20 protein-coding genes are annotated in these 25,496 nt (G+C 69.2%); 14 read left to right on the top strand and 6 right to left on the bottom strand.

The window, feature by feature from the left end:
• The first annotated feature begins 70 nt into the window (after positions 1–70).
• Positions 71–1,222 carry an epoxide hydrolase family protein gene (locus FNH24_RS11780; protein ID WP_152362381.1) on the top strand — a complete coding sequence of 384 codons (1,152 nt, stop codon included), beginning with the start codon at positions 71–73 and terminating at the stop codon, positions 1,220–1,222.
• A gap of 908 nt (positions 1,223–2,130) precedes the next feature.
• Here the strand turns inward: FNH24_RS11780 and iolB are convergent.
• Both iolB and hpaB read right to left on the bottom strand, forming a co-directional pair.
• On the bottom strand, positions 2,131–3,027 hold the full coding sequence (gene iolB, locus FNH24_RS11775) for a 5-deoxy-glucuronate isomerase (protein ID WP_152362380.1): 897 nt from the start codon (positions 3,025–3,027) through the stop codon (positions 2,131–2,133).
• A 35-nt stretch (positions 3,028–3,062) separates the two neighbouring features.
• The gene (gene hpaB / locus FNH24_RS11770; protein ID WP_152362379.1) at positions 3,063–4,517 is read right to left on the bottom strand and encodes a 4-hydroxyphenylacetate 3-monooxygenase, oxygenase component; all 1,455 of its coding nucleotides are present in this window, start codon (positions 4,515–4,517) and stop codon (positions 3,063–3,065) included.
• Between the two features lie 113 nt (positions 4,518–4,630).
• Here hpaB and FNH24_RS11765 point away from each other — a divergent pair, with 113 nt between their 5' ends.
• Positions 4,631–5,317, top strand: a complete 687-nt coding sequence (locus tag FNH24_RS11765) for an IclR family transcriptional regulator (RefSeq protein WP_217428170.1) — start codon at positions 4,631–4,633, stop codon at positions 5,315–5,317.
• Positions 5,318–5,496: 179 nt separating this feature from the next.
• A complete protein-coding gene (locus tag FNH24_RS11760) occupies positions 5,497–7,155 on the top strand; it encodes a thiamine pyrophosphate-binding protein (RefSeq protein ID WP_152362377.1) in 1,659 nt (552 codons plus the stop codon).
• Between the two features lie 23 nt (positions 7,156–7,178).
• On the opposite strand, the gene FNH24_RS11755 is transcribed toward FNH24_RS11760, so the two are convergent.
• Together FNH24_RS11755 and FNH24_RS11750 are read right to left on the bottom strand one after the other, a co-directional pair.
• Positions 7,179–8,294, bottom strand: a complete 1,116-nt coding sequence (locus tag FNH24_RS11755) for a glycoside hydrolase family 183 protein (RefSeq protein ID WP_170304497.1) — start codon at positions 8,292–8,294, stop codon at positions 7,179–7,181.
• Positions 8,295–8,363: 69 nt separating this feature from the next.
• Entirely contained in the window at positions 8,364–9,731 is a 1,368-nt protein-coding gene (locus FNH24_RS11750) for an MFS transporter (RefSeq protein WP_152362376.1), read from the bottom strand.
• 277 nt (positions 9,732–10,008) lie between these two features.
• Between FNH24_RS11750 and FNH24_RS11745 the strand changes: the two genes are divergently transcribed.
• On the top strand, positions 10,009–11,628 hold the full coding sequence (locus FNH24_RS11745) for a TROVE domain-containing protein (protein ID WP_152362375.1): 1,620 nt from the start codon (positions 10,009–10,011) through the stop codon (positions 11,626–11,628).
• A gap of 10 nt (positions 11,629–11,638) precedes the next feature.
• Here FNH24_RS11745 and FNH24_RS11740 read toward each other — a convergent pair whose 3' ends face one another.
• Both FNH24_RS11740 and FNH24_RS11735 read right to left on the bottom strand, forming a co-directional pair.
• Positions 11,639–12,181 (bottom strand): TetR/AcrR family transcriptional regulator, encoded by a 543-nt coding sequence (locus FNH24_RS11740; protein ID WP_152362374.1) that lies wholly within the window; start codon positions 12,179–12,181, stop codon positions 11,639–11,641.
• Entirely contained in the window at positions 12,174–12,893 is a 720-nt protein-coding gene (locus FNH24_RS11735) for a polysaccharide deacetylase family protein (protein ID WP_152362373.1), read from the bottom strand. Before FNH24_RS11735 ends, FNH24_RS11740 begins: the two co-directional genes overlap by 8 nt.
• Before the next feature lie 77 nt (positions 12,894–12,970).
• Between FNH24_RS11735 and FNH24_RS11730 the strand changes: the two genes are divergently transcribed.
• The 10 genes from FNH24_RS11730 (at position 12,971) to FNH24_RS11685 (ending at position 25,487) form a co-directional block, all read left to right on the top strand.
• Entirely contained in the window at positions 12,971–14,575 is a 1,605-nt protein-coding gene (locus FNH24_RS11730; protein ID WP_246186852.1) for a fumarylacetoacetate hydrolase family protein, read from the top strand.
• Positions 14,557–15,246, top strand: a complete 690-nt coding sequence (locus FNH24_RS11725; RefSeq protein ID WP_246186851.1) for a GntR family transcriptional regulator — start codon at positions 14,557–14,559, stop codon at positions 15,244–15,246. Before FNH24_RS11730 ends, FNH24_RS11725 begins: the two co-directional genes overlap by 19 nt.
• Positions 15,243–16,172, top strand: a complete 930-nt coding sequence (dapA, locus tag FNH24_RS11720; protein ID WP_152362372.1) for a 4-hydroxy-tetrahydrodipicolinate synthase — start codon at positions 15,243–15,245, stop codon at positions 16,170–16,172. Before FNH24_RS11725 ends, dapA begins: the two co-directional genes overlap by 4 nt.
• Before the next feature lie 2 nt (positions 16,173–16,174).
• Positions 16,175–17,671, top strand: coding sequence for an aldehyde dehydrogenase (locus FNH24_RS11715; protein WP_152362578.1), 1,497 nt, complete (start codon positions 16,175–16,177; stop codon positions 17,669–17,671).
• Complete coding sequence (gene hpaD / locus FNH24_RS11710; RefSeq protein ID WP_152362371.1) at positions 17,668–18,759, top strand: 3,4-dihydroxyphenylacetate 2,3-dioxygenase; 1,092 nt, start codon at positions 17,668–17,670, stop codon at positions 18,757–18,759. The genes FNH24_RS11715 and hpaD overlap by 4 nt, the downstream gene beginning before the upstream one ends.
• A 100-nt stretch (positions 18,760–18,859) precedes the next feature.
• Positions 18,860–20,065, top strand: coding sequence for a signal recognition particle-docking protein FtsY (ftsY, locus tag FNH24_RS11705; protein WP_152362370.1), 1,206 nt, complete (start codon positions 18,860–18,862; stop codon positions 20,063–20,065).
• A 26-nt stretch (positions 20,066–20,091) separates the two neighbouring features.
• Positions 20,092–20,964, top strand: a complete 873-nt coding sequence (locus tag FNH24_RS11700; RefSeq protein ID WP_152362369.1) for an aminoglycoside phosphotransferase family protein — start codon at positions 20,092–20,094, stop codon at positions 20,962–20,964.
• Positions 20,965–21,185: 221 nt separating this feature from the next.
• Positions 21,186–23,315, top strand: a complete 2,130-nt coding sequence (locus FNH24_RS11695; RefSeq protein WP_152362368.1) for an ABC transporter substrate-binding protein — start codon at positions 21,186–21,188, stop codon at positions 23,313–23,315.
• A 51-nt stretch (positions 23,316–23,366) separates the two neighbouring features.
• Positions 23,367–24,350 (top strand): ABC transporter permease, encoded by a 984-nt coding sequence (locus FNH24_RS11690; protein ID WP_152362367.1) that lies wholly within the window; start codon positions 23,367–23,369, stop codon positions 24,348–24,350.
• A 9-nt stretch (positions 24,351–24,359) separates the two neighbouring features.
• Positions 24,360–25,487, top strand: coding sequence for an ABC transporter permease (locus FNH24_RS11685; RefSeq protein WP_152362366.1), 1,128 nt, complete (start codon positions 24,360–24,362; stop codon positions 25,485–25,487).
• The last annotated feature ends 9 nt before the right edge of the window (positions 25,488–25,496 follow it).

The following is a 25,496-nucleotide window of genomic DNA, read 5'->3' as shown; positions in this document are numbered from 1 at the left end:
CACGTTATACCGTCGGCGTACTCTAGCACCGAGCTGTGGGCCTGTCTGCGGGCTCGGGCAGGATGGGGCGATGGTCGAGCCGTTCACCGTCGACGTCGAGCCCGCGGAGCTCGATGATCTTCGGCACCGGATCCGGCAGGCGCGCTGGCCCGAGCCGGCGACCGCGCCGGGCTGGGAGCAGGGGATCCCGCGGTCCGAGCTGCGCCGGCTGACCGACTACTGGGCCGACGGTTACGACTGGCGCGGGCTCGAGGCGGAGCTGGCCGAGCGGCGGCAGTTCCGGACCACGATCGACGGCCTCGGCCTCCACTTCCTGCACGCCCGGTCACCGCACCCCGACGCCACCCCGCTGGTGCTCAGCCACGGCTGGCCGGGGTCGTTCCTGGAGTTCCTCGACGTGCTCGACCCGCTGACCGATCCGACCCGGTACGGCGGCACGGCCGATCAGGCCTTCCATGTCGTCTGCCCGTCCCTGCCCGGCTACGGCTTCAGTGACCGGCCGTCGGTCGCGGGCTGGGACATCCACCGGATCGCCGCGGCCTGGATCGAGCTGATGGACCGCCTCGGCTATCGCCGCTTCGGCGCGGCCGGCAGTGACTGGGGGACCAGCGTGTCCACCCTGATCGGCGCCCGGGCGCCGGATCGAGTGATCGGGATCCACCTGATCCCGCCGCTGGTCGCGCCGGACCGGTCCCGGCCGTTCACCGAGGCCGAGCAGCGCTCGGTCGACCGGCTGGCCGAGCGTGGCCGCACCGGCTCCGCGTACGGCGAGCTGCACGCGACCAAACCGCAGACCCTGGGTTACGCGCTGACCGATTCGCCGGTCGGGCTCTGTGCCTGGATCGCCGAGAAATATCGCGCCTGGGCCGATCCGGCCGGCCCCGGCGTACCGATCGACCGGCTGCTGGACACCGTCACCCTGTATTGGCTGACCGGCACCGCAGCCTCGAGCGCCCGCCTCTATTGGGAAAGCATCGCCGAGGTCAGTGGCTGGTTCACCGAGCAGACGACCGACCTGATCACCGTGCCGGCGGGCGCGTCGATCTTCCCGGCCGAGGTGCCGGCACCGTCGCGCCGTTGGGCCGAGCGCCGCTTCGCCGACCTCCGCTACTGGGGCGAACCGCCGACCGGCGGTCACTTCGCCGCCCTCGAAGTCCCCGACCTCTACGCCGCCGAACTCCGCGCCTCCTTCGCCGCGATCACCAGGTCGCCGGCCGGCTGAGTGCTGCTTGGCTCGTTCCCTGCGGCAGCCTGGATCCGCCGATGATCTTGGATCCGTGATGCTGTGACTCCTGTGCGGGCTGGGCGGCTGGGCGGCCGGGCTGGGCCGGTCGGTGCGAGGGTGTTCGTTCCCTGAGCCTGTCGAAGGGCGGGCCAGCTGGTGCTCCCTTCGATATTCGGCCTGAGGGCCGGAAAGACGCGCCAAGGACGGGCGGGTCACGGCGGTTCGTGGCGTTAGGCGGCCGGGCGTCGGTGTTGGGCGTCAGAAGTCGCCGGTCGATGATTCCAGCCGCAGCACAACCGGCGCCCGGCCGGAGGTTCCCAGGAACGCCCTAACCCGCCCTCCCATGGCGGGTCCTTTCCGGCCGCCGGGCCGAAACCCCAGGTGAGGCGCATCGGCACCGGGTTTGCCCTTCGACGGGCTCAGGGAACGATCATCGCTGCCGGTTGAGCCTTCGGAGACTTTCTTGGCGCCAAGAGGGGGCGGGTTCGACCGCTGGTCGGCTCCGGTCCGCCCGCTCGCGTTCCGCTGCGGACGTCGAGTCGGCAATGTGCATGGACGAGCTTGCGTCGAGAGTGCACTTTTCCACCTGAGTTCGTCGAATCCGCGTGGATAAGGTCACACTCGGCGCAGCCGGCCCCGATCCGCAACCGAGATCGCCGCCGGTGTGCGTCGAGTGGACGGTTTGGGCAGCTCCCAGACGAGAATCCGCGCCCAAAGTGACCACTCGATGAGCGCCCCTAAATCCCAGCGCCGGACCGGTGGCCGGCCGCGATTCCGGCCGACCGCTCCAACCCACCCGTCCTCGGCGCGTCTTTCCGGCCGACAGGCCGAAACCCCCGGGAGATGCGCACGGGTCTGGCATGCCCTTCGACGGGCTCAGGGAACGAACACAAACGAACCCAGCCTCAGTCGTTGCGGTACGGCAACCGGGCGTCGACCGGCTGGGCCGGCCAGGTGTCCCGGACCCAGGTGTGGGCCGGGTCGTCGGTGATCAACCAGGCCCGTTCCGGATCGGGCCCGGCCATCACGTTCAGGTAGTAGAGGTCGTAGCCCGGGGCCGCGACGGCCGGACCGTGATATCCGTACGGAACCAGCGCGACGTCGCCGGTGCGCACCATCGCGTTGATGTCGATCTCGCCGGCCGGCGAGGAGTAGGTGCTGAACAGGCCGAAGGCCGCCTCGTGATCAACTTCAGCATGATCGACTGCGGGCGCCGCTTCGAAGTAGTAGATCTCCTCCAGCCGGGACTCATGGCCGGGGACGTGTTGATCATGCTTGTGCGCGGGATAGGAGGACCAGTTGCCGGCCGGCGTGATCACCTCGCAGACGATCAACCGGGCGGCGTCCAGAGCGTCCGGGGTGCCGAAGTTGTGCACCTGCCGGCTGGCGGCGCCGGCACCGCGCAGCTCGATCGGGATCTCGGCCGCGGCCACGTGCCGGGCGGGCCTGGACTCAGTGGTCGGTGACGTCGCGACGGCGACCCGGCCGGTGCCGGAGATCGCGCCGCCGGTGCCGCACGGCAGATAGAGCACGTCGGTCGGCCCGGCGAAGACCGAGGGCCGTCCGGCCAGCACGGTCTCGGTCGTGCCGCCGTTGGTCAGGTGGGTCACCGTGAACGAGCCGGCGAGCGGGACGACGATCCGCTCCTCGTCCGATTCCGGGAGCGCGAGCTCGTCGCCGGCGGCCAGTTCGGCGACTCCGAGGCCGGTGTGTTCCCAGCCGGGCAGGGTGGCGTCGATCTTGCTCTGCCAGCCGTCCCGGGCGAGCGTTCCGCGCCGGTGGAACCACTGGTCCTGGCTCATCGCTGCCACCCCTCGTGATCAGTCGGCCCCGGTGATCAGTCGGCTCGGGCCAATAGTTCCCGGACCCGGGCCCGGGCCGGCTCCCGATCGTAGCTGTTGACCATGGCGCCGGCCATCCGCACCGGATCGCCGAAGAAGTAGTACTCGTACTGCGCCTGGCGGGACGAGAAGCCCGACATCGAGGCGTCGAACGCCAACCGGTAGAGGCGAGCGCGTTCCTCGGCCGGGAGGGTCTTCGCCTGCAGGTAGCGATCGATGTCGTCGCGGGCCTCGGAGTAGAGGTCGGCCTCGCTCGGCGCCGCCAGCAGGCCGGAGGCACAGAACTTGCGGATGATCTGCGGGAAGCGCTGCGAGACCCGCGGATACCAGTTCCGGGCGGCGTTCAGCGCGCTCCACTTCGGCGTCATCATGCCCCACTGGTTCAGCGCCGCGTCGGCCTCCGCCGTCCGCAGTAGCGCCTTGCCGATCTCCACGTCGATGATCAACTCGGCCAGGTCCTCCTGGATGTGCTGATAGCCGTCGATCGCGATCGAGGATGCGATCTCCGAGGCCAGGCCGAGGAAGAACTCACTCTTGGCGATCGTCCGGGTCAGCACCTGCTGGGTCATCAACGCGGTCGCGCCGGTCTCGGTGTAGAAGGCGTTGCACAGCTCGGGATTGCCGAGCATGAAGACCCGTTCCTTGGGCACGAACACGTCGTCGAAGATCACGAACGAATCCATCTCCTCGAACCGCGAGGCCAGCGGCTCGTCGAAGGTCGACCCGCCGTTGTAGAGCGAGGACCGGCAGAGGTAGCGCAGCCCGGGGATGTCGTTCGGGATCGCGAAGGCGAAGCTGTACGGCACATCGCGGGCGGTCCCGCGCAGCAGGGTGGACGGGAAGACCAGGATCTCGTCGGCGATCGGCGCGACCGTGGCCAGCATTCGGGCCCCACGGACCACGATCCCGTCCGACCGCTCCTCGACGACCTGGGCGGCGACCTTGCCGCTCATCTGCTCCGAGCCGGAGACGGACCGATTGGACTGCGGCGGGATCAGGGTGTGCGTGGTCAGCAGATCATTTTCGCGGACGTACTCGTAGTAGGCGCGCACCCGGTCGCCGTACTCCGGATCGGCCTTGTCGAACCAGTCCGAGGCCGCGGCCAGGCCGGTGAGCGCGGCGTTCAGATAGTCGGCGGTGCGGCCGAGGAAGCCGTTGGAGAACTCCGCCCAGGTGCGGGCCGCCTCCCGGCGATGCACCAGGTCCTCGTGGGTCCGGGGGATCAGGAACGACGCGCTGACCGGGTCGCCGCTGCTCGGCGAGGCATAGGTGAGGGCCGCGGCGTGCGCCGGGTCGTGCTGCAGGTCGTAGAGCTTCGCGTACGTCCGCGCCACTCCGGCGAACGCGGGGTGCTCGGCGGCGTTCTCCCGGACCAGCTTGCCGTCGATCGTCAGATGCGGCCGCATCGAGTTGATCTTGTCCAGGAACTGTTGCCCCGTCCGGATTCCCATGACTGTTCTCCTCGATCCCGCGCGACTTTCTCGACTGGCAGACTGCTGTTCTCATATGGAACAGCATGTTCTAGTATCGGACGATACGCGTCGACCCTGTACGGAGGCAAGAGGTGGCGACCCCGCATTCCCAGACGCTGTCCCGCGGCATCCGCGCCTTGGAGATCCTGGCCGAGGCCACCGAGCCGCTGACCATCGCGCAGTTGGCCGCGGAATTGGGGCTGCACCGATCGATCGCGTACCGGATCCTGCGCACCCTCGAAGATCATCGGCTGGTGCTCCGCGATGACCGCGGACTGCTGCTGCTCGGGCCGCGGCTGGCCGCCCTGGCCCGCGGCGTGCAGCGCGATCTGCAGGCCGCGGCGCTGCCGGAACTGACCGCCGTGGCTCGCGAGCTCGGGATGACCACGTTCCTGGTGGTGCTCGATCAGGCCGAGTGCGTGACCCTGGCCAGCGTCGAACCGCCGCCGGGCACCGCCTCGATCGCGCAACGCCCGGGCACCCGGCATTCGATCATGATCGGCGCCCCCGGGATCGCGATCCAGGGCTCGCTGACCGACGCCGAGTGGGCGGCCTGCGCCGGCGCCACGCCCCGCCGGCCGGAGGCCGCCGAGGCGGCCGAACGCGGCTACGCGACCAGCCGGAACGAGGTGGTCCCGGGCCTGGCCTCGGTCGCCGTACCGCTGCGGCGTCCCGGTCACCCGCCCGCGGCCCTCGCCGTCGTCCACCTCACCACCGACCCACGCACCCCGCAGGCGATCGCCACCCGCCTCACCGCCGCCACCACCCACCTCCCCTGAACCCCGACTTGTCAGAACTAGGGAACGCCAGAACGTGCCCTGGTTCTGACAACTCGGGGTTATGGTGGGGGTGTCCGGCAAGACATGCGCCGTTGCTCGAAAAAGGGGCAATAGCCCGGCCGTAGTACCGGTGAGACATATACGGATCTGACACTCGCTCCAGAGCAAAGGGCCCGTTCATGTCGAACGTTTCTGCGCAGGTTGCCGCCGTCGTCGCCGATCACGTCACCGAGATCTTCGGGGTGATGGGCAACGGCAACGCCTACTTCCTCGACGCCCTCGCCGGCACCGGCACCCGGTTCACCGCCGTCCGGCACGAGGCCGGCGGGGTCGCGGCCGCCGACGCCTACCATCGCGCCTCCGGCCGGCTGGCCGCAGCGACCGCCACCTACGGGCCGGGCTTCAGCAACGCGATCACCCCGCTGGCCGAGGCGGTCCGGGCCAGGATCCCGCTGGTGTTGATCACCGGCGCCGCGCCGACCTCCGGACCGCGACCGTGGGACGTCGATCAGACCGCGCTGGCGGCGGCGGTCGGGGCCCCGACCATCGAGGTGGGCGTGAGCTCGGCGGCGACCGAGACCCGGCGGGCGATCGAGTACGCGCTCGCCGAACGAACCCCGGTCGTGATCGCGATCCCGTACGACCTCGCCACCGTCGAGGCCGGCGAGATCCCTGCCCTGGCGGCGATCCCGGTGCCGCCTCCGGTGGTGCCGACGCTGAGCGATTTGACCCGGGTGGCCGGCCTGATCCGGTCCGCGCGCCGGCCGGTGATCTTGGCCGGGCGCGGCGCCTGGTTGGCCCAGGCCGGTCCGGTGCTGACCCGGTTGGCCAACGCGATCAAGGCGCCGGTGGCGACCACGGCGTGCGCGCGCTCACTGTTCGGACCGGTCGATGATCATCTCGGGATGGCCGGCGGCTTCGGCACGGAGCGCTGTGCGGCCGCCTTCGCCGCCGCCGACCTGGTGCTCGTGTTCGGGGCCGGGCTGAATCAGTTCACCACCCGGTTCGGCCGGCTGTTCGGTGATCAGACCACGGTGATCCAGATCGATCTTGCCGCGCCGACCGAGCCGCGGGTCGACCTGGCGGTGCGGGGCGACGTCGCGCTGGCCGCGGCCGAGCTGATCCGGCAGTTGCCCGCGCGGACGAGCCGGGTGTGGACGGCCGATCATCCCGGCCTGTCCACCGTCCGCGAGTCCGAGCCCGGCCCCAGTGCCGATGGGCTGATGCCGGACGGGCGGCTCGACCCGCGGCAGTTGGCCCGGCGGCTGGACCCGATCCTGCCGGCCGACCGGACGGTGGTCACCGACGGCGGCCACTTCCTCGAATGGGGTCCGCGCTACTGGCGGGTGGCCGCGCCGGATCGGTTGATCATGGTCGGCACCGCCTATCAGACGATCGGGCTCGGCCTGTCCAGCGCGGTCGGGGCGGCCCGGGCCCGGCCGGAGTCGACCCTCGTGCTGGCCTCGGGCGACGGCGGTGCCCTGATGGCGCTGGCCGACCTGGAGAGCCTGGCCCGCGCCGCCCGGCGGGCCGTGATGATCATCTTCAACGACGGCGTGTACGGCGCCGAGGTGCACCAGTACGGCGTTCGCGGTCTCGACCCGGGGCCGATGCAGATCGGCGGCGTCGACTTCGCCGGCCTGGGCCGGGCCGTCGGCGCCGCCGGTCGCGTCGTCCGTACCCTCGATGATCTTGATGACCTGACGGCCTGGCTGGCCGGCTCCGGCAGTGGGCTCTATGTCGCCGACTGCCGGATCTCGACCACGGTGGTGGCCCCGCACATGCGAGAGGTGCAGGCGCAGGCGGGGCTCCGACCGTCGGTCAAGGCCGCCAGTTGATCAAGGCCGCCAGGTGATCAAGCTCAGGGCCGCCAGTCGTACTTGTCCAGCCCCTGGAACCGGTACTGCATCACGTGGTAGACGCTGTTGTCGCCGGTGTTCCACTGGCTGACGGTCAGGTGCACGTCACCGAGTCGCGAGCCCGGGATGACGTAGCTGCCGTACAGCTGCGCCAGGTGGTTGACGTCCTGGTTGTCCCAGCTGGTGCCGTGCAGCAGCGTGAACGTCTTGGCCGTCGCCGGGTCCTGGGTCGGGTGATTCAGCACCTGCGCGTCGATCCGGTAGTTCGGGCCGTTGAACCAGGTGTGCAGCCACTTGTTGCCGAACCGGCGCAGCGAGTTCTCACCGATGATCCGGTCCGACAGCGGGGTCGGCTCGACACCCCAGGCCCAGCGGCCGTTCTTCTTGCCCCACGGCTGGTACTTCTCCGGCTCGGTGATGTGCCAGGGCCGGACCCGGTGCAAGATCATCGAGCTCTCCCGGAGGAACTCCGAGGTGTAGACGTAGAGCCAGCCGTCGTTGCCGATGTCCCAGCTGGCCAGCTGCCAGCGCTTGCCGTACGCGGCGGCGGGGAAGCGGGCGCCCGAATCCTCCCAGTTCTCGCCGTTGTCCTTCGAGACCCAGATGCCGCTCCAGATCACGTTGCCGAAGCCCTGGTTCACCACCGCGTGCAGATACATCTTGCGGCCGATGGTGATCACGTCGGACGGGATGATCGTGGAGATCTCCTCGCCGTGCTCGTACGGGATGAGTTGCTTGCCGTTGCCGCCCGGGGTGCCGCTGAACACGACGCCCTTGGACAGGTTGCGGGTGCGCGACCAGAGTGCGGTGGGGGAGCGCCAGTTCTCGCCCCAGGAGGGGCCGAAGCTGTCGCCGAACACGTAGAGATCGCGGCCGTCGGGGCAGCGGGCGACGGCGCCCAGGTCCACCCAGTGCAGCCCGAACTTCCCGGTGATGTCCGGCCCGGTGAGGTTCTTGACCTTGGTGATCTTGACGCCGTCGACGATGACCGAGTCATCGGGGACCCCGCGCGGCGCGGCGTGGGCGAACTGCGGGGCGGCAGCCAGGCCGGCCCCGGCCAGACCGGCTGCCGCGGCGGTGCCGAGCATGCGACGACGAGAGATGGGTTGCGGGTGCATGGCTCACTTCCTCGGGTTCCATGAAATCGTTTTCGGTAACGGTACGGACACGGCCCACCGGAGTCAAGATCAGCTCGACAGGATGGTCGTGCCGCGGGACTGGGCCTGCTCGTGCTCCGGGCCGAGCGGGATGCCGGTGCGGTCGCGGAGCAGGAATGTCGCCGCCGCCGCGATCACCGTCAGCACGGCCAGATAGACCGCGACCGCGTTGGTGCTGCCGAACTGCTGGACCAGGGCGGTCGCGATGGTCGGCGCGAAGGCGCCGCCGAGGATCGCTCCGATGGCGTACGAGATCGCGACGCCGGAGTAGCGGATCGAGGCCGGGAACAGCTCGGCGAAGAACGCCGCCTGCGGACCGTAGGTGAGGCCGTTGCCGATCGTGAACAGGGCCAGCCCGAGCCCCAGCAACCACAGGTCGCCGGTGTTGACCAGCCAGAACATCGGGAACACGGTGAGCAGCTGGCAACCCCAGCCGATCAGGTACGTGGTGCGCCGGCCGATCCGGTCCGACAGGGTGCCGCCGATCCAGGTGCTCAGGCCCCAGACGACGGCCGAGGCGGTGACCGCGAGCAGCACCGGTGCTCGCTCCAGCCCCAGCGGCCCGGCCGGATTCGTCGCGTAGTTCTGGATGTAGCCGCCGGTGGTCATGTAGCCGGCCGCGTTGTTGCCGGCGAAGGTGAGCGCGGCCAAGATCACGATCGGGGTGTGGAACCGGAACAGGCGGGCGATCGGCACCGTGGTTCGTTGCCGGCGCTGCGCGAGTTCGGTGAAGACCGGGCTCTCGGCGACCCTGGTCCGGACGATCAGCCCGACCGCGATCAGCACCACGCTGAACAGGAACGGCACCCGCCAGCCCCACGCCGCGAACGCCTCGCCGGGGGCGATCACGGCCATCAGGGCGAACATGCCGGAGGCGGCCAGCAGGCCGAGCGGCGGCCCCAACTGGGGGAAGGCGCCGAACCGGCCGCGCCGGCCCTCAGGTGCGTGCTCCACCGCCATCAGGATCGCCCCGCCCCACTCGCCGCCGGCGGACAGGCCCTGCAGGATCCGCAAGATCAGCAGGCAGACCGGCGCCAGCACCCCGGCCGAGTCGTAGGTGGGCAGAACGCCGATCAGGGTGGTCGCCGCGCCCATCAAGATCAGCGTCAGCACCAGCATGGCCTTGCGGCCGATCAGGTCGCCGAGATGGCCGGCCAGGAAGGCGCCCAGCGGCCGGAACAGGAAGCTGACGCCGACCGAACCGAACGACAGCAGCAGCGCGATCTGGTCGCCCGCCGGCCGGAAGTACAGCTGCGCGAACACCAGGCCCGCGGCGCTGGCGTAGATGAAGAAGTCGTACCACTCGATCGTCGTGCCGATCGTTGTCGCCAGGGCGACGCGGCGTCGCTCTCTGGCGGTCGTCGCACGGTCCGTCGCAGTCGAGTCAGGGGAGTCCATGGATCCTCCGCATCACCGTTGATTTCGCAACACTGTAGGCGATGCGCAGGAATTCCTTGGCGGTCCGACCCGGCGGGCCGTACCCTTGACGATCGGTGGTCCTCAGACCGAAGGCAGTCCGTTAACTCTGATCCAACGGTCGCGGGTTCGATTCCCGCCGGCGTGACTTCTGTCCCGCCGTAGCTCAGTGGCTAGAGCATTGGAATATCGGGTTGCCGATCACTTGTCTGAGGATCACCGCACCACGTTCGAGTCGCCGTTCCGGGAGGGGATGATCATGAACAGCTCGGATCCGTTGACCCGGATCTCGACCCGGCGCACGCCGCAGTCGGTGCCGGCGACCCCGGATCAGGTGCCCAATCACGCCGGCGGGCACGTCTTCGAGATCACTCCCGAGCAGCGGCTGCGCCGATTTCTGATCATCGGCACCAGCGGCGGGACCTACTACCAGGGCGAGGCGGAGCTGACCCGGGAGAACGCGTCCGCGGTGATCGACTTCGCCGCGACCGATCCGGCTCGCCTGGTCGAGATCATCCGCGAGGTGTCGCTCGCCGGCCGCGCCCCCAAGCAACAACCGACGATCTTCGCGCTGGCCGTCGCCGCCGCCTCGGAGCGGCCCGAGGGCCGGGCCGCGGCATTCGCCGCGCTGCCCGACGTGCTGCGCACCGGGACCCACCTGATGCTGTTCGCGAAGTATGTGACGCAGTTCCGTGGTTGGGGCTCGGGGCTGATGCGGGCGGCCCGGCGCTGGTACGACGGCAAGGAGGTCGACGCGCTGGCGTACCAGCTGGTGAAGTATCGCAGCCGGGAAGGCTTCAGCCAGCGTGACCTGCTCCGGCTGATCCACCCGAAGACCGATGATCAACTGCGCAACGCCCTCTATCGCTGGATCACCCAGGACGATCTGTCGTATCAACTGCCGCGGCTCGTGCACGGGTTCGTCGCCGCCCAGGCGGCCGAGTCGGCCACCGACTGGGTCCGGTTGATCAAGGACTACCGGCTCTCCTGGGAGATGTTGCCCGACGCGGCCCTGACCGAACGAGAGGTCTGGGAGGCGCTGATCGAGGTCGGCCTGCCGATGACCGCGCTGATCCGGCAGCTGCCCCGGCTGACCCGGCTCGAGGTGATCGGCAACGCGCTGCGCGCCGGTGATCGGACCGACGATGTGGTGGCGCAACTGACCGACCCGGAGCGGCTGAGCCGGGCCCGGATCCACCCGTTCAACGTGCTCGTCGCGCTGCGCACCTACGCCGCCGGCCGGTCCTTTCGCGGATCCTCGACCTGGACCCCGGCCCGGCCGGTGCTCGATGCCCTGGACGCGGCGTACTACGCGTCGTTCGGCAACGTCGTGCCGGCGAACCGGCGGACCATGATCGGCTTGGATGTGTCCGGCTCGATGATGGCCCGCATCGCCGGCGGCCCGCTCACCGCCCGGGAGGCCTCGGCGGCGATGTCGATGATCACCGTGGCCACCGAGCCGATGACCGCCGTCTACGGCTTCACCTCGGCGGCCGCCGGTTGGCAGGACCGGGTGCTGACGGAGCTGCCGATCGGTCCGCGGCAACGGCTGGAGGGCGTGATCGACACCGTCTCCGGGCTCCCCTTCGGCGGCACCGACTGCGCGCTGCCGATGATCAAGGCGCTGGAGCTCGGGCTCGAGGTCGACACCTTCCTGGTGATCACCGACAGCGAAACCTGGGCCGGCTCGGTCCACCCACATCAGGCCCTGGCCGAGTATCGGCGCAAGACCGGGATCCCGGCCAAACTGGTGGTCTGGGGCATGACCTCCACCGGCTTCAGCATTGCCGACCCGCGTGACTCCGGCATGCTCGACCTCGTCGGCGTCGACAGCGCGGCCCCTCAGCTGCTGGCCGACTTCTCCCGCGGCGACCTCTGAGCCTGACGGCTCAGAGCCGAACCGCGTTGGGGGCGTCGGCGTAGACGGCTCGCGGGTCGGGGCGGGGATCGTCTTGGGCCCACATCATCTGGGCCAGTCCGATCGCCATCGCGGCGGCCGACTCGCAACGGACGGGGTCACCCCCGTAGTCGCCGCGGTCGAGTAGGGACGCGGTCACCTTGCGCCGCCAGGGCCGGGTCAGTCCGAGGGCGGCAGACCGGAGGCGTTCGTCGCGCCGGAGCACCTGGAAAGCCTTGCCGGTCAGCGAATCGGGCGTGATCGACTCGAGCGAGTCGCAGATGGCGCCGGCGAGTGCCGCCCACCCCCGGGCCGGGTGCCGGTGCACCGCATCGGCCACCGCGGTGCCGAAGGCGGCGATGTGGTCGAGGACCAGGTCCTCCCGCCGCGAGGCATAGCGGAAGAAGGTGGGCCGGGAGATTCCGGCGGCCTCGACCAGGTCGGCCACGCTGACGGCCGGATAGCTGCGGGCGAGGAAGAGGTCGAGGGCAACGTGGTCCAGCGCGTCCCGGGTGATCGCGGCCGGCCTAGCCATTGATCAACTCGGAGACGGTGACGAACCGATAACCCTGCCGGTGCAGGGAATCGATGATCGGGCCGATCGCCTGCTGGGTCGCGCTGCGGCCGTGCCACGGGTGCAGCAGGATGATCGAACCGGGCCGGCTGTGGGCGAGGGTCCGGCCGGCGATCTCGGCCGCGGACTGGTCCGGGCCGCCGTCGCTGTCGGCCTCGACGTCCCACATGATCGTCGTCCGGTCGTGGGCGGCGAGATAGAGCGGCAGGGCCAGCAACTTCTTGCCGTACGGGGGGCGGAAGGTGATCTCGCCGCGATAGCCGGCGGCCCTGATCACCCGGTCGGTGGACTCGATCTCCTCGGCGATCTCGGCCGGCGGGCGGAAGATCATCCGCGGATGGCTCCAGGTGTGGTTGCCGAGCTCATGGCCCGCCGCGACGATCCGCGAGGCCGCCTCCGGATCTCGGTCGACCTCCCGGCCGGTGACGAAGAAGGTCGCCCGGACCGACCGCGCGGCCAGGGTGTCGAGGATGGCCGCGGCTTCGTCGGAGCTGGTCGGCCCGTCGTCGAAGGTGAGTGCGATGAGCTTGTCCGGGGTTTCGACGCGATGGACGAGCCGGCCGGCGACCTGCAGGGTGCGCGCGTTCATCAGCTGATAGCCGCCGGCGAGGACCAGGGACAGCCCGACCAGGCCGATCGCCGCGATGATGATGACCCGGTGTGACCGCCTCATATGAGACACGGTATCAAAACTGCTTGGCGAGTCGAATGGCCTGGGAAGAATCGCAGAGATCGTATACGATCCGAGCTATGATCTCGGACGCGATGACGCCTCTGCCGTATCGAGCGCTGCCGTACGACGACGGCGGGCTCGGGCTGCCGTACCCGAGCAAGATCATCGCGGTGCATCTCAACTTCACCTCCCGCGCGGCCGAGCGGGGCCGGACGCCGGACCAGCCGTCGTACTTCCTCAAGCCGGTCAGTTCGCTGGCGTCGTCCGCCGGCAGCGTGGAGCGACCGGCGGGGACGGAGTTGCTCGGCTTCGAGGGCGAGATCGCGCTGGTGATCGGTGAGCGAGCGCGCCGGATCGCGCCGGAGCAGGCGTGGGGCCGGGTCGCGGGCGTGACGGCGGCCAACGATCTCGGCGTCTACGACCTGCGGTACGCCGACAAGGGGTCGAATCTGCGGTCCAAGGGTGGCGACGGGTTCACGCCGATCGGTCCGGTCCTGGTCCCGGCGGTGCGGATCGATCCGGCGGGTCTGCGGCTGCGGACCTGGGTCAACGGCACCGTGGTGCAGCAGGACAACACGGCGGAGTTGATCTTCGACTTCGCCCGGCTGGTCGCCGACCTGTCCCAGTTGATCACGTTGGAGGTGGGCGACCTGATCCTCACCGGGACCCCGGCCGGGGCGTCGGTGATCAAGCCCGGGGACCGGGTCGAGGTCGAGGTCGACGCCCCCGAGTCGGCCGGAGCCCCGAGCAGCGGCCGGCTGATCACCACGGTCACCGAGGGCACGGTCGCGCTGGCCGGGTTCGGAGCCGGGCCGAAGGTCGACGACGCGACCCGGGCCGATGCGTGGGGGAGTGCCGCGGCCGGGCCCGCCCCCTTCGACGGGCTCAGGACGGCGCTTCGACAGGCTCAGGGAACGGAGGAGGCGGCTCAGGGAACGGAGGAGGCCGATCGGGGAACGGAGCGGGCGGCTCGGGGAACGGAGGGGGCGCTGTCGCCGGCGTTGATCGAATCGCTGCGGCGGGTCGGGACGGCGACGCTCAGTTCTCAGCTGCGGCGCCGCGGGCTGAACAACGTCTCGATCGACGGAGTGATTCCGTTGCACCCCGGCGAGCGGCTGATCGGCACGGCGCGGACGCTGCGGCTGGTGCCGTTGCGCGAAGACCTGTTCGACAGCCACGGCGGCGGGTTCAACGCGCAGAAGCGGGCCGTCGACACCCTCGGGCCTGGGGAGGTGCTGGTGATCGACGCCCGCGGCGAGCGGGGCACCGGCACGATCGGCGACATCCTCGCCCTGCGGGCCCAGGTGCGGGGGGCCGCCGGAGTGATCACCGACGGCGGGATCCGTGATCATGACGCGGTGGCGGAGCTCGGCCTGCCGGTGTACCACGCCGGCGCGCACCCGGCGGTGCTCGGCCGCCGGCACGTGCCCTGGGACGTCGACCAGACGATCGCCTGCGGTGGGACCACGGTGCAGCCGGGAGACGTCATCGTCGGCGACGCCGACGGGGTGCTGGTGATCCCGCCGAGCCTGGTCGCCGAGGTGGTCGCCGACGCGATCGAGCAGGAGCGCCAGGAGACCTTCATCGCCGAGCAGGTCGCCGCCGGCGAGCCGGTCGACGGCCTCTATCCGATGAACGACGCCTGGAAGGAACGCTACCGGCTGTGGCAGCCCCGACCATGATCGACTCGTTGGTCCCGGAGAGCTCGAAGGCGCAACGGGCCTACGCCTGGCTGGCCGCGAAGATCACCGACGGCGGCTATCCGCCGGGCTACCGGCTGGTGCTCGGCACGATCGCCGCCGAGCTGGAGATCAGCGTCGCCCCGGTGCGCGAGGCGCTGCGGCTGCTCGAGGCCGAGGGGCTGGTCAGCTACGAACGCAACGTCGGCGCGCAGGTGGCGATGACCGATCCGGCCAGCTACGTCGAGGTGATGCAGACGCTCGGCGCCCTCGAAGGAGTGGCCACCGGGCTGGCCGTCCCGCTGATCACCGAGGCTGATCTCGATCGCGCCCGGGAGCTGAACGCGGCGCTGGCCCGGACCCTGGACGACTTCGACCCGACGGAGTTCACCCGGCTCAACCTCGAGTTCCACGAGACGTTGTTCGGCCGGTGTCCCAACCGGCACCTGCTCGACCTGGTCCGGCGGACCCGGACCAGGCTGGCCGGGCTGCGTGACTCGACCTTCAGCTTCGTCCCCGGCCGAGCCCGGATGTCGGTCGCCGAACACGAGAAGTTGATCAACCTGATCACGACCGGCGCGAGTGCCGGCAAGATCGAATCCGCGGTCCGCAAGCATCGCGAAGCAACCCTCCAGGCCTTCCTGGACCACCGCAACGGAAGGAACAGCCGATGAGGTTCCGCAGCGATCCGGCGCAGATCCGGGGGTCGATCGCCCCGGTGATCACGCCGTTCACCGACGACGGCGCGGTCGACCAGGAGAGTCTCGCCGGGCTGGTCCGCTGGCAGCTCACGCAGGGCTCACACGGCATCTCGATCGGCGGCTCGACCGGTGAGCCGAGCGCCCAGACGATCACCGAACGGGCGGACGCGATCCGGCTTGTCGCCGACACGGTCGACGACCGGGTGCCGTTCGTTCCCGGCACCGGCAGCGCGAAGCTGGACGAGACCCTGGAGCTGACCGCGGCCGCCCGGGAGGCCGGTGCGGACGCGGTGTTGATCATCACCCCGTACTACGCCCGGCCGACCCAGGAGGCCTTGTATCGCTGGTATGCGACGGTGGCGGGGGAGTTCCCGGACCTGCCGGTGATCGCGTACAACGTGCCGAGCCGGACCGCGGTCGACCTGGCTCCCGACACGGTGGCCCGGCTGTTCACCGACCTGGACAACTTCGTCGGGATCAAGGAGACCACCAAGGACTTCGAGCACTTCTCCCGGGTGCTGCACCGCTGCGGACCGGAGCTGCTGGTGTGGTCCGGCATCGAGCTGCTCTGCCTGCCGCTGCTGGCGCTCGGCGGCGCCGGCTACATCAGCGCCACGGCCAACCTCGCGCCGGCCGCCTGCGCCGCGATGTATCAACACTGGGTCGACGGCGATCTGGCCGCCGCCCGCCGGATCCACTACGGCCTGCACCCGCTGGTCGACCTGTTGTTCACCGAGACCAACCCGGCCGCGGCCAAGCACGTCCTGTCGCAGCGCGGACTGATCAGGTCCGGCCACGTCCGACCGCCGCTGATCGAGCCGACCGAACCGGGCCGGGTCAAGATCGCCGAACTGCTGGCCGCCGGTGCCGAGTTCCTCAGCCCGACGAACGGGAGTTGATCATGGAAAGTCGCCGCCCCGACGGCCTGCCCGACCGGCTGCGCCACTACATCGGAGGTGAACTGGTCGACAGTCTGTCCGGCGCCACCTTCGAGGTGCTGGACCCGATCACCAACCAGCCCTATCTGACCGCCGCGGCCGGCCGGGCCGAAGACGTCGACCGCGCCGTCGCCGCCGCCCGGGCCGCCTTCACCGACGGGCCCTGGCCGGGAATGGTGCCGCGACAGCGGGCCGCGATCCTGACCAAGATCGCCGACCTGGTCGCGGCCCAGGATCAACGGCTGGCCGAGCTGGAGACGTACGACACCGGGCTGCCGATCACCCAGGCCCTCGGTCAGGCCCAACGGGCCGCCGAGAACTTCCGCTTCTTCGCCGACCTGATCGTCGCCCAGTCCGACGACACGTTCCAGGTGCCCGGCCGGCAGCTCAACTACGTCCACCGCAAGCCGGTCGGCGTCGCCGGCCTGATCACGCCCTGGAACACGCCGTTCATGCTGGAGAGCTGGAAGCTCGCGCCGGCGCTGGCGGCGGGCTGCACGGTGATCTTGAAACCGGCCGAGTTCACCCCGCTGTCGGCCGGTCTGTGGGCCGAGATCTTCACCGAGGCGGGCGTACCGCACGGCGTCTTCAATCTGGTCAACGGTCTGGGGGAGGAGGCCGGCGACGCGCTGGTCACGCACCCGGACGTGCCGCTGATCTCGTTCACCGGCGAGTCGGCGACCGGGCAGACGATCTTCTCCCGGGCCGCGCCGCGACTGAAGGGACTGTCGATGGAGCTCGGCGGGAAGTCGCCCGCCGTCGTCTTCGCCGACGCCGATCTCGACGCGGCGATCGACTCCACGCTGTTCGGCGTCTTCTCGCTCAACGGCGAGCGCTGCACCGCCGGCAGCCGGATCCTGATCGAGCGCACCGTCTACGACGAGTTCTGCACCCGGTACGCCGAGCGGGCCGGCAAGATCATCGTCGGCGACCCGACCGACCCGGCCACCGAGGTCGGCACCCTGGTCCATCCCGAGCACTGCGCCAAGGTGCTCGGCTTCATCGAGCAGGGCCGCTCCGAGGGGCGCCTGCTCGCCGGCGGCGGCCGGCCACCCGGCCTGGAGCAGGGCAACTTCGTCGCGCCGACCGTCTTCGCCGATGTCGGACCGGAGGCCAAGATCTTCACCGAGGAGATCTTCGGCCCGGTGGTGACGCTGACCCCGTTCGACACCGAGGAGGAGGCGCTGACTCTGGCCAACGCGGTGCGGTACGGGCTCGCGGCCTACCTGTGGACCCGTGATCTTGAACGGGGCCACACCTTCGCGCACCGGGTCGAGGCCGGCATGGTCTGGCTCAATTCGCACAACGTCCGCGATCTCCGGACGCCGTTCGGCGGGATCAAGGCCTCCGGTCTCGGCCAGGAGGGCGGCTACCGTTCGCTCGACTTCTACAGTCACCAGCAGGCGGTCCACGTCAGTCTCGGACCCGTCCACACCCCTCGATTCGGAGCAAGATCATGACCGCATCGTTCCCTGAGCCTGTCGAAGGGCAAGCCCGGTCCTCGCTTCCACCTGACATCCTGCGCTGCGGCTACGTCGAGCTGGTCGTTTCCGATCTTGCCGCCGCCCGCGAGTTCTACGTCGACCTGCTCGGCCTGGTGATCACCAAGGAGACGCCGGACGCGCTGTATCTGCGCACCCTGGAGGAGTTCATCCACCACAACCTGGTGCTGCGCCAGGGCCCGGTGCCGGCCGCGGCCGCGATCGCGTTCCGGGTCCGCCGGCCGGAGGACGTCGACGCCGCCGAGGCGTACTACCGCGAGCTCGCCTGCCCGACCCGGCGATCACCGGACGGCTTCGTCGACGGCATCGGTGACGCGGTCCGGGTGCTCGATCCGCTCGGCTTCCCGTACGAGTTCTTCCACGAGGTCGAGCACGTGGAGCGGCTGACCCGGCGCTACGACCTGCACCGAACCGGCGCCCTGGCGCGACTGGACCACGTCAACCAGGTCACCCCGGACCTGGGCCCGGGAATCGCTTATCTGGAAGGGATCGGCTTCCGGGTCACCGAGGACATCCGGGATGATCAAGGAGTCGCCTACGCCGCCTGGCTGCGGCGCAAGCCGACCGTGCACGACGTCGCCCTGACCGGCGGCGACGGCCCCCGGCTGCACCACCTCGCCTTCGCCGCCCCCGAGCAGCACCACGTGCTGGCGATCTGCGACCGGCTCGGCGCCCTCCGCCGCTCGGACTGCATCGAGCGCGGCCCGGGCCGGCACGGCGTTTCGAACGCCTTCTATCTCTACCTGCGTGATCCGGACGGCCACCGGGTCGAGCTCTACACCCAGGACTACTACACCGGCGACCCGGACAACCCGGTCGTCACCTGGGACGTGCACGACAACCAGCGCCGCGACTGGTGGGGCAACCCGGTCGTCCCCAGCTGGTATGCCGAGGCGTCCGTCGTCCTCGACCTGGACGGCAACCCGGTCCCCGTCCGGCAGCGCTCGGACCCGGCCGAGGAGGCCGTCACCGTCGGCGCCGACGGTTTCTCCTACACCCGGCAGGGCGAGGCGGAACGCGGCTTCAAGGTCGGCGAACAGCTGTGACCGGAATCCGGCAACCGTTCGCGGAATCGGCTCGACAGGGTCCCTGATCGGCAACGAATGCTGGATTTCGGTCACCGCACCGTCCCCCTAAGCTGACCGGGTGGATCCAACAGTCATCTGGTACATCGTGGGCGGCATCCTGCTTGCGGCCGTGATCGTCGTCGGGTTCGTGGCGGTCGGCCGGCGGTCGGCGTTGCGGGGGCGGGGGCGGGCGGAGCTCGAGTCCGAGAGCACGAGCGGGTCCGCGACAACCGAGTCCAGCGTCGACGTCGCCGAGCGTCCCGGCCCGGGTACGGCAGCACCGCCGACCGACACGGCCGAGCCGGCGACGGTCGAGCCCGAGGTCGTCGAGCCCGAGGTGGAGCGGCCGGAACCGCGGCAGAGCCGGCTGGCCCGGCTGCGGCGGCGGCTCGCCGGCTCCGGCAACGCGCTCAGCCGCGGCCTGCTGACGCTGCTGTCCCGGGACCGGATCGACGAGGAGACCTGGGAGGACTTCGAGGACACCCTGCTCACCTCCGACCTCGGGGTCGGCCCGACCACCGAGCTGGTCGAGAACCTGCGGACCCGGTTCCGGGTCGACGGGATCGCCGATCCGCACCAGGCCCGCGGCATCCTGCGCGAGGAGCTGATCAAGCTCGTCGACCCGTCGCTGGATCGAGGGCTGGCCACCCAGCGGGGCGAGACCCCGGCCGTGGTGATGGTGGTCGGTGTCAACGGCACCGGCAAGACCACGACCGTCGGCAAGCTGGCCCGGGTGCTGGTGGCGGAGGACAACGATGTGCTGCTCGGCGCCGTGGACACGTTCCGCGCCGCGGCGGCCGACCAGCTGCAGACCTGGGGCGACCGGGTCGGCGTGCCGACGGTCCGCGGCGACGAGGGGGCCGACCCGGCCAGCGTCGCGTTCGAGGCGGTGAAGGCCGGGATCGAGCAGGAGGTCGACACCGTGGTGATCGACACCGCCGGCCGGCTGCACACCAAGGCCGGCCTGATGGACGAGCTGGGCAAGGTGAAGCGGGTGATCGAGCGCCAGGCGCCGGTGACCGAGGTGCTGCTGGTGCTGGACGCCACGACCGGCCAGAACGGGCTGACCCAGGCCCGGATCTTCGCCGAGGTGGTCGACGTGACCGGCATCGTGCTGACCAAGCTGGACGGCTCGGCCAAGGGCGGCATCGTGATCCAGGTGCAGCGCGAGCTCGGCGTGCCGGTCAAGCTGGTCGGGCTCGGCGAGGGCGCCGACGACCTGGCTCCGTTCGAGCCGGAGGCGTTCGTGGACGCCCTGCTGGAGACCCCCGCAGCTGCCGCCTGAGCCGGGGGATCGGGGAGTCGGGAGAGATGAGTATCGAGCTCGTCCGCGAGCTCAATGCGCTGGCCGGCTGCGGCCTGGAGGTGGTGGAGGAGATCCACCGGGGCCAGTCGGGCGCGGTGTTCGTCCGCTGGCCGGACGGCCGGGAGTCGGTGGTGACGACGGCGTTCGCCACGATCGCGCGGATGGAGCAGACCGCCGAGGTGCTCGAGGACGTACGGGCTCAGGGGCTGCCGGTGCCGCGGCACGAGTTCCTGCTCGAGGTGTCACCCGGCACGGTCGCGGTGGTGCAGGAGCGGCTGCCTGGCCGGCCGCGCTCCCGGACCGACGTCGCCACGGTGGACGCCGCCGTCGCCGTCAACGAGCGGTTCGCCGGCCTGCTGGCCGATCGGCCCGAGGTGCCCGGGCCGATCCTGAGCCTCGGTCGCCCGGACGACCCGGTGCCGGCCGAGGCGGTCGAGGAGCACAGCGAACGGGCCCGCAGGATGGTCGCCCTGATCCGACACGCCGGTCGGTCCGGCGGATCGATGAGCACCCGAGGTGATCTTGTTCACGTGGATTTCACGGTGCCGAATCTGCTGTTCGACGACGCCGGGATGATCACCGGAGTCGTCGACTGGAACTACGGCGTCGCCCGCGGTGATCGCCGCTACGGGCTGGTCAAGTTGTTGCACACCTTGTCCTTCGCGGCCCGGTCCGACGGAGCCGACGCCGCGCCGACCGGCGCGGCTCTCGATCATCTGGATCGCCTGGTCAGCAAGGAGATCCCGGCTCCGCTGCTACGTCGCTACTGGGCCCATCACACGCTCACCATGCTCTATTCGAGCCTGCGCTGGGGCACTCCGCGGGCCTTCGAACTGCACCTCGAACTCGGTGAGTCCAGACTGGCCGAGGGCGCGTGATCACCGAGTCTCGCGCGGCTCCGCGAAACTCCCCCGATGCGCGGACCCTACACGGCGGTCCGGGCCGAGAGGCGGGCTTGGTAACAATTGCCCACTTCGTCAATCGATTTTATGCAGGATCGATTGAAGGGGGTAACAATGGGCCTCATGGGGTAGTCCTATGCGGGACTGCCCTTCGGCGTACCTACGACGTAGTCGGCTAACCCGATGGAGGACCAACGATGGACTCTTCTCAGCTCTCCCGCCGTGGCTTTCTCTACGGCTCCGCTCTGGTTGCCGGTGCGGCGGTGCTGAGCGCTTGCTCGCCCGGAGGGGGCGGACAAGGGCCCGGCGGGAACGATCCGACGGGCGGTCCCGGCTCTGATGCCGTGGGCTCGTTCACCGAGAAGCTGCCGAAGCCGGCGGCTTTCCAGCAGTCGCCGAAGCTGGAGGGCGGCAGCCTTCCACCGGTCGCCGAACGGCTCCCCGAGGAGCCGTACGTGGTTCCGCACAAGTGGATCCAGCCGGGCAAGTACGGCGGCACGCTCAACATGCAGGTCTTCACCACCACCGGGGCGCTCAAGGCGAACTCGGACCGGAACTTCTTCTATGGCCACTCCCCGCTGCGCTGGCTCAACGACGGCAAGGACGTCGGCCCCGGCCTGGTGGAGGAGTGGGAGTCGAACGCCGACGCCTCGGAGTGGACCTTCCACTTCCGCAAGGGCCTGAAGTGGTCCGACGGCGAGCCGTTCACCATCGACGACATCCTGTTCTGGTGGGACGAGTTCATCATCGAGCAGAAGATGGCCCAGACCCCGCCCGACGAGGCCCGCTCCGGCAAGGGCACCCTCGCGAAGTTCACGAAGGTCGACGACTCCACGCTGACCATGACCTTCGACGCACCGGCGCCGCTGACGGCCGACCGGATGGCGATGTGGGTGAACGGCAACATCGGCAAGAACGGTCCGATCTGGATCATGCCGAGCCATTACCTGAAGCAGTTCCACCCCAAGTACGGCAAGAACATCCCGGACAACTGGGACACCGTCGGCGGTCTGATGGAGACCAAGGGCGACTGGCACAACAACCCGGACTGCCCGACGATGCTCGGCTTCAAGTGCAAGTCGTTCGACAACGCCAAGGGCGTCGTGCTGGAGCGCAACCCGTACTACTGGGCCGTGATGCCCAACGGTGATCAACTTCCCTACCTCGACGAGATCCAGATCAACGTCGTGACCGATCCCGAGGCCGGCAAGCTCCAGGTCCAGCAGGGCAGCGTGGACTTCTGCAACGGCAACTACAACCAGATCGCGCTGAACGATGTCCAGGGCATCCGGGACACCGCCGAACGGTCCAACACCGAGATCATTTTGTGGGACAGCGGCTCGGGCACCGGCTCGATCTTCTTCCTCAACTACGACTACTTCGACAAGGATCTCCGCGAGGTGATCCGGATGCCGAAGTTCCGGCAGGCGATCTCGCACGCGTTCAACCGCGAGGCCGTCCGCAAGTCGGTCTACTTCAACACCGGCGAGCCGACCACCGGCACGCTCAGCCCGAAGGCGATTGAGTATTCGGTCAACGAGACCGGCAAGAAGGCCTACACCGATTGGCGGGACGCCTACGTGGCGTACGACCCGGAGAAGGCCAAGTCGTTGCTGGAGGAGATCGGCGTCAAGGACTCCGACGGCGACGGTCTGCGCAACCTGCCGAACGGCAAGAAGCTCTCGCTCCGACTGGACACCACGGCCGACTCCTCGCAGGAGCACCGGACCAAGGACAACCAGCTGGTGTCGGACCTGAAGGCGATCGGGATCGAGATGAAGATCAACCCGATCGCGCCGCAGACGTACGACGACCAGTGGAAGACCGGCAAACTGATGGGGCACAGCAACTGGGAGGTCGGCGACGGGCCGAACCACCTGGTCTACCCGCAGTGGCTGGTGCCGCTCGAATACACCCGCTGGGCCCCGCTGGAAGGTCAGTGGTATCAGCAGTTGGGCACCAAGACCGCCGGCACCGAGCTGGATAAGGATCCGTGGGAGCGGACGCCGCCGCGGATGGAGCCGGAGGCCGACGGGCCGATCAAGAAGCTCTGGGATCTGTACGACCAGAGCAAGGTCGAGCCGGACGAGATGAAGCGTCACCAGTTGGTCTGGGACATGATCAAGATCCACATCTCCGACGGCCCGTTCATGATCGGGTCGGTGGCCAACTACCCGCAGGTCATGATCGTCAAGAAGGATCTCCGGAACGTGCCCAAGCGGGAGAATCTCGCCCAGGGCGGCGCGGTCAACCCGTGGATCCACCCGACGCCGGCCGTCTACGAGACAGAAACCTGGTATTGGGAGGATCCGACTCAGCACGCTTGACCGAAGCGGTCCAAATGATGACCGGACAAGTCTGACTGAGGGGGCATCGGAGTGTTCATCTTCGTACTCCGGCGGCTGCTTTACGGGATACTCACGCTTGCCGTGGTGTCGGTAGTCGCCTTCTTCATCATCGAGCTCGCACCGGGGTCGGCGATCACCGACGAGATCTCCCGGCTGCGCGCTCAGGGCAACAACGTCTCCGACCAGATGGTCGCGGCGATGGAAGAGCAGTACGGGTTGAACGACCCGTTCTTCGTCAAGTACGCGAAGTGGGCCCAGGGGTTCTTCACCGGCGACTTCGGTCAGTCCTTCGCCTACCGGCAACCGGTGAGCGAACTGATCTGGAGCCGGCTGGGGTTGTCGGTGGCGCTCGCCCTGGGCGCCATCGTCATCGCCTGGGCGATCGCCATCCCGGTCGGCGTCTACTCGGCCACCCACCGGTACAACCTGCCGGACAACGTGATCACCGTGATCCAGTTCGTCGGCGTCGCGGTGCCGGAGTTCCTGCTGGCCCTGGGGGTGATGACCCTGGCCAGCGCGTCGGGCATGGACGTCGGGGGTCTGAACTCCAACGAGTTCCGGAACGCCCCGTTCAGCGGGGCGAAGTTCCTGGACCTGTTGGCTCATATCTGGATGCCACTGGTCGTGATCGCGGTCGCCAGCACCGCCTGGCTGTCCCGCGTGATGCGCGCCAACCTGTTTGACGTGCTGGGACAGCAATACGTGCAGACCGCCCGTGCCAAAGGGGTTTCCGAGCGGTTGGTGATCTGGAAGCACGCGGTGCGCAACGCGCTGCACCCGCTGGTGATGACCTTCGGAACGACGCTCTCGGCGTTGATCTCCGGCGAGGCGATCGTCTCGATCGTCTTCGGTCTGCCGACCACGGGTCAGGCCTTGCTGCAGTCACTGATCGTCAAGGACACCTACGTCGCGGCGACTCTGCTGGTGCTGCTGTCGGCACTGCTGGTGATCGGAAACGTGATCTCGGACATCGCGCTCACGCTGATCGACCCACGGGTCAAGGCCACGGACTAGGAGGAAGCCATGACAGGGACACTTCAGCTGGCCGAATCCAGCACCGAGGGCTCCGGCGGTCCTTCTCAGACGCCCGACAGCAAGGTCGGTGAGATCCCGCAGTGGCGGCTGATGCTGCGCCGGTTCCGGCGCAGCAAGCTGGCCGTCGTCAGTGTGATCATCCTGCTCTTCATGTATCTGGTGGCGGCGTTCGCGCCCTTCTTGTCGCCGAACGATCCGCAGGAGGTCAGCCCGGACTACAAGTACGCGGCCCCGAGTCCGTGGACCTTCGACGGCGGCCCGGCGATGTGCCGGATCACCCAGGAGATCGATCCGGTCAACATCTCCACCACCTACGTCACGAACTGTGACGACCCGATCAAGCTCAACTTCTTCAGCCAGGGCTTCGAATACAAGTTGTTCGGGTTCATCCCGGCCGATCGGCATCTGTTCACGGCGGACGAGGGTCGCGTGTTGATCTTCGGTGCCGACGGCAACGGCCGCGATGTCTTCAGTCGCACCATCCACGGCGCCCAGATCTCGATGACGATCGGCCTGCTCGGGGTCGCGATCGCCACCGTGCTGGGGTCGGTGATCGGCACGATCTCCGGCTATGCCGGCGGAGTGACGGACAACATCATCCAGCGGATCATCGAGATCATCATGTCGATCCCGACGCTGCCGTTGTGGGCCACGATGGCCGCGGTGCTGTCGCCCGACCTAGCGGTGACGGACCGCTTCTTCATGATGACGATCATCCTGTCGCTGGTGACCTGGACCAGTCTCGCCAGACAGGTGCGCGGCAAGGTGATGGGGTATTCCCACGCCGACTACGTCGCGGCGGCGCGGTCGGCCGGATCGTCGGGCCTGCGCATCGTCGGCACCCACCTGATGCCCAACGCGACCAGCCACATCGTCGCAGTGGCGATGCTGCAGATCCCGGCCACGATCCTGGCCGAGACGTCGCTGTCGTTCCTCGGCATCGGGATGCTCGAGCCGGCGATCAGCTGGGGCGTGCTGCTCAAGGACGCCTCCCGGATCGACGTCCTGCAACAGTTCCCGTGGCTGTTGATGCCGGGTCTGGCCGTGATCATCGTGATCACCTGTTTCCAACTTCTCGGCGACGGCGTCCGTGATGCCGTCGACCCGTACAGCTGACCGAGAGCA

Origin of the sequence: Microlunatus speluncae (genome assembly GCF_009299835.1) — a bacterium.
Taxonomy (GTDB): domain Bacteria; phylum Actinomycetota; class Actinomycetes; order Propionibacteriales; family Propionibacteriaceae; genus Microlunatus; species Microlunatus speluncae.
The sequence above is the reverse complement of the archived record's forward strand: the minus strand, read 5'-3'. Positions and strand labels throughout refer to the sequence as shown.

What these genes read in the sequence shown, in the direction of transcription:
- FNH24_RS11780 (WP_152362381.1), top strand. Translation starts at nt 71, where the DNA reads ATGGTCGAGCCGTTCACCGTCGACGTCGAGCCCGCGGAGCTCGATGAT.
- iolB (WP_152362380.1), bottom strand. Translation starts at nt 3,027, where the DNA reads ATGAGCCAGGACCAGTGGTTCCACCGGCGCGGAACGCTCGCCCGGGAC.
- hpaB (WP_152362379.1), bottom strand. Translation starts at nt 4,517, where the DNA reads ATGGGAATCCGGACGGGGCAACAGTTCCTGGACAAGATCAACTCGATG.
- FNH24_RS11760 (WP_152362377.1), top strand. Translation starts at nt 5,497, where the DNA reads ATGTCGAACGTTTCTGCGCAGGTTGCCGCCGTCGTCGCCGATCACGTC.
- FNH24_RS11755 (WP_170304497.1), bottom strand. Translation starts at nt 8,294, where the DNA reads ATGCACCCGCAACCCATCTCTCGTCGTCGCATGCTCGGCACCGCCGCG.
- FNH24_RS11750 (WP_152362376.1), bottom strand. Translation starts at nt 9,731, where the DNA reads ATGGACTCCCCTGACTCGACTGCGACGGACCGTGCGACGACCGCCAGA.
- FNH24_RS11745 (WP_152362375.1), top strand. Translation starts at nt 10,009, where the DNA reads ATGAACAGCTCGGATCCGTTGACCCGGATCTCGACCCGGCGCACGCCG.
- FNH24_RS11740 (WP_152362374.1), bottom strand. Translation starts at nt 12,181, where the DNA reads ATGGCTAGGCCGGCCGCGATCACCCGGGACGCGCTGGACCACGTTGCC.
- FNH24_RS11735 (WP_152362373.1), bottom strand. Translation starts at nt 12,893, where the DNA reads ATGAGGCGGTCACACCGGGTCATCATCATCGCGGCGATCGGCCTGGTC.
- FNH24_RS11730 (WP_246186852.1), top strand. Translation starts at nt 12,971, where the DNA reads ATGATCTCGGACGCGATGACGCCTCTGCCGTATCGAGCGCTGCCGTAC.
- dapA (WP_152362372.1), top strand. Translation starts at nt 15,243, where the DNA reads ATGAGGTTCCGCAGCGATCCGGCGCAGATCCGGGGGTCGATCGCCCCG.
- FNH24_RS11715 (WP_152362578.1), top strand. Translation starts at nt 16,175, where the DNA reads ATGGAAAGTCGCCGCCCCGACGGCCTGCCCGACCGGCTGCGCCACTAC.
- hpaD (WP_152362371.1), top strand. Translation starts at nt 17,668, where the DNA reads ATGACCGCATCGTTCCCTGAGCCTGTCGAAGGGCAAGCCCGGTCCTCG.
- FNH24_RS11700 (WP_152362369.1), top strand. Translation starts at nt 20,092, where the DNA reads ATGAGTATCGAGCTCGTCCGCGAGCTCAATGCGCTGGCCGGCTGCGGC.
- FNH24_RS11695 (WP_152362368.1), top strand. Translation starts at nt 21,186, where the DNA reads ATGGACTCTTCTCAGCTCTCCCGCCGTGGCTTTCTCTACGGCTCCGCT.
- FNH24_RS11685 (WP_152362366.1), top strand. Translation starts at nt 24,360, where the DNA reads ATGACAGGGACACTTCAGCTGGCCGAATCCAGCACCGAGGGCTCCGGC.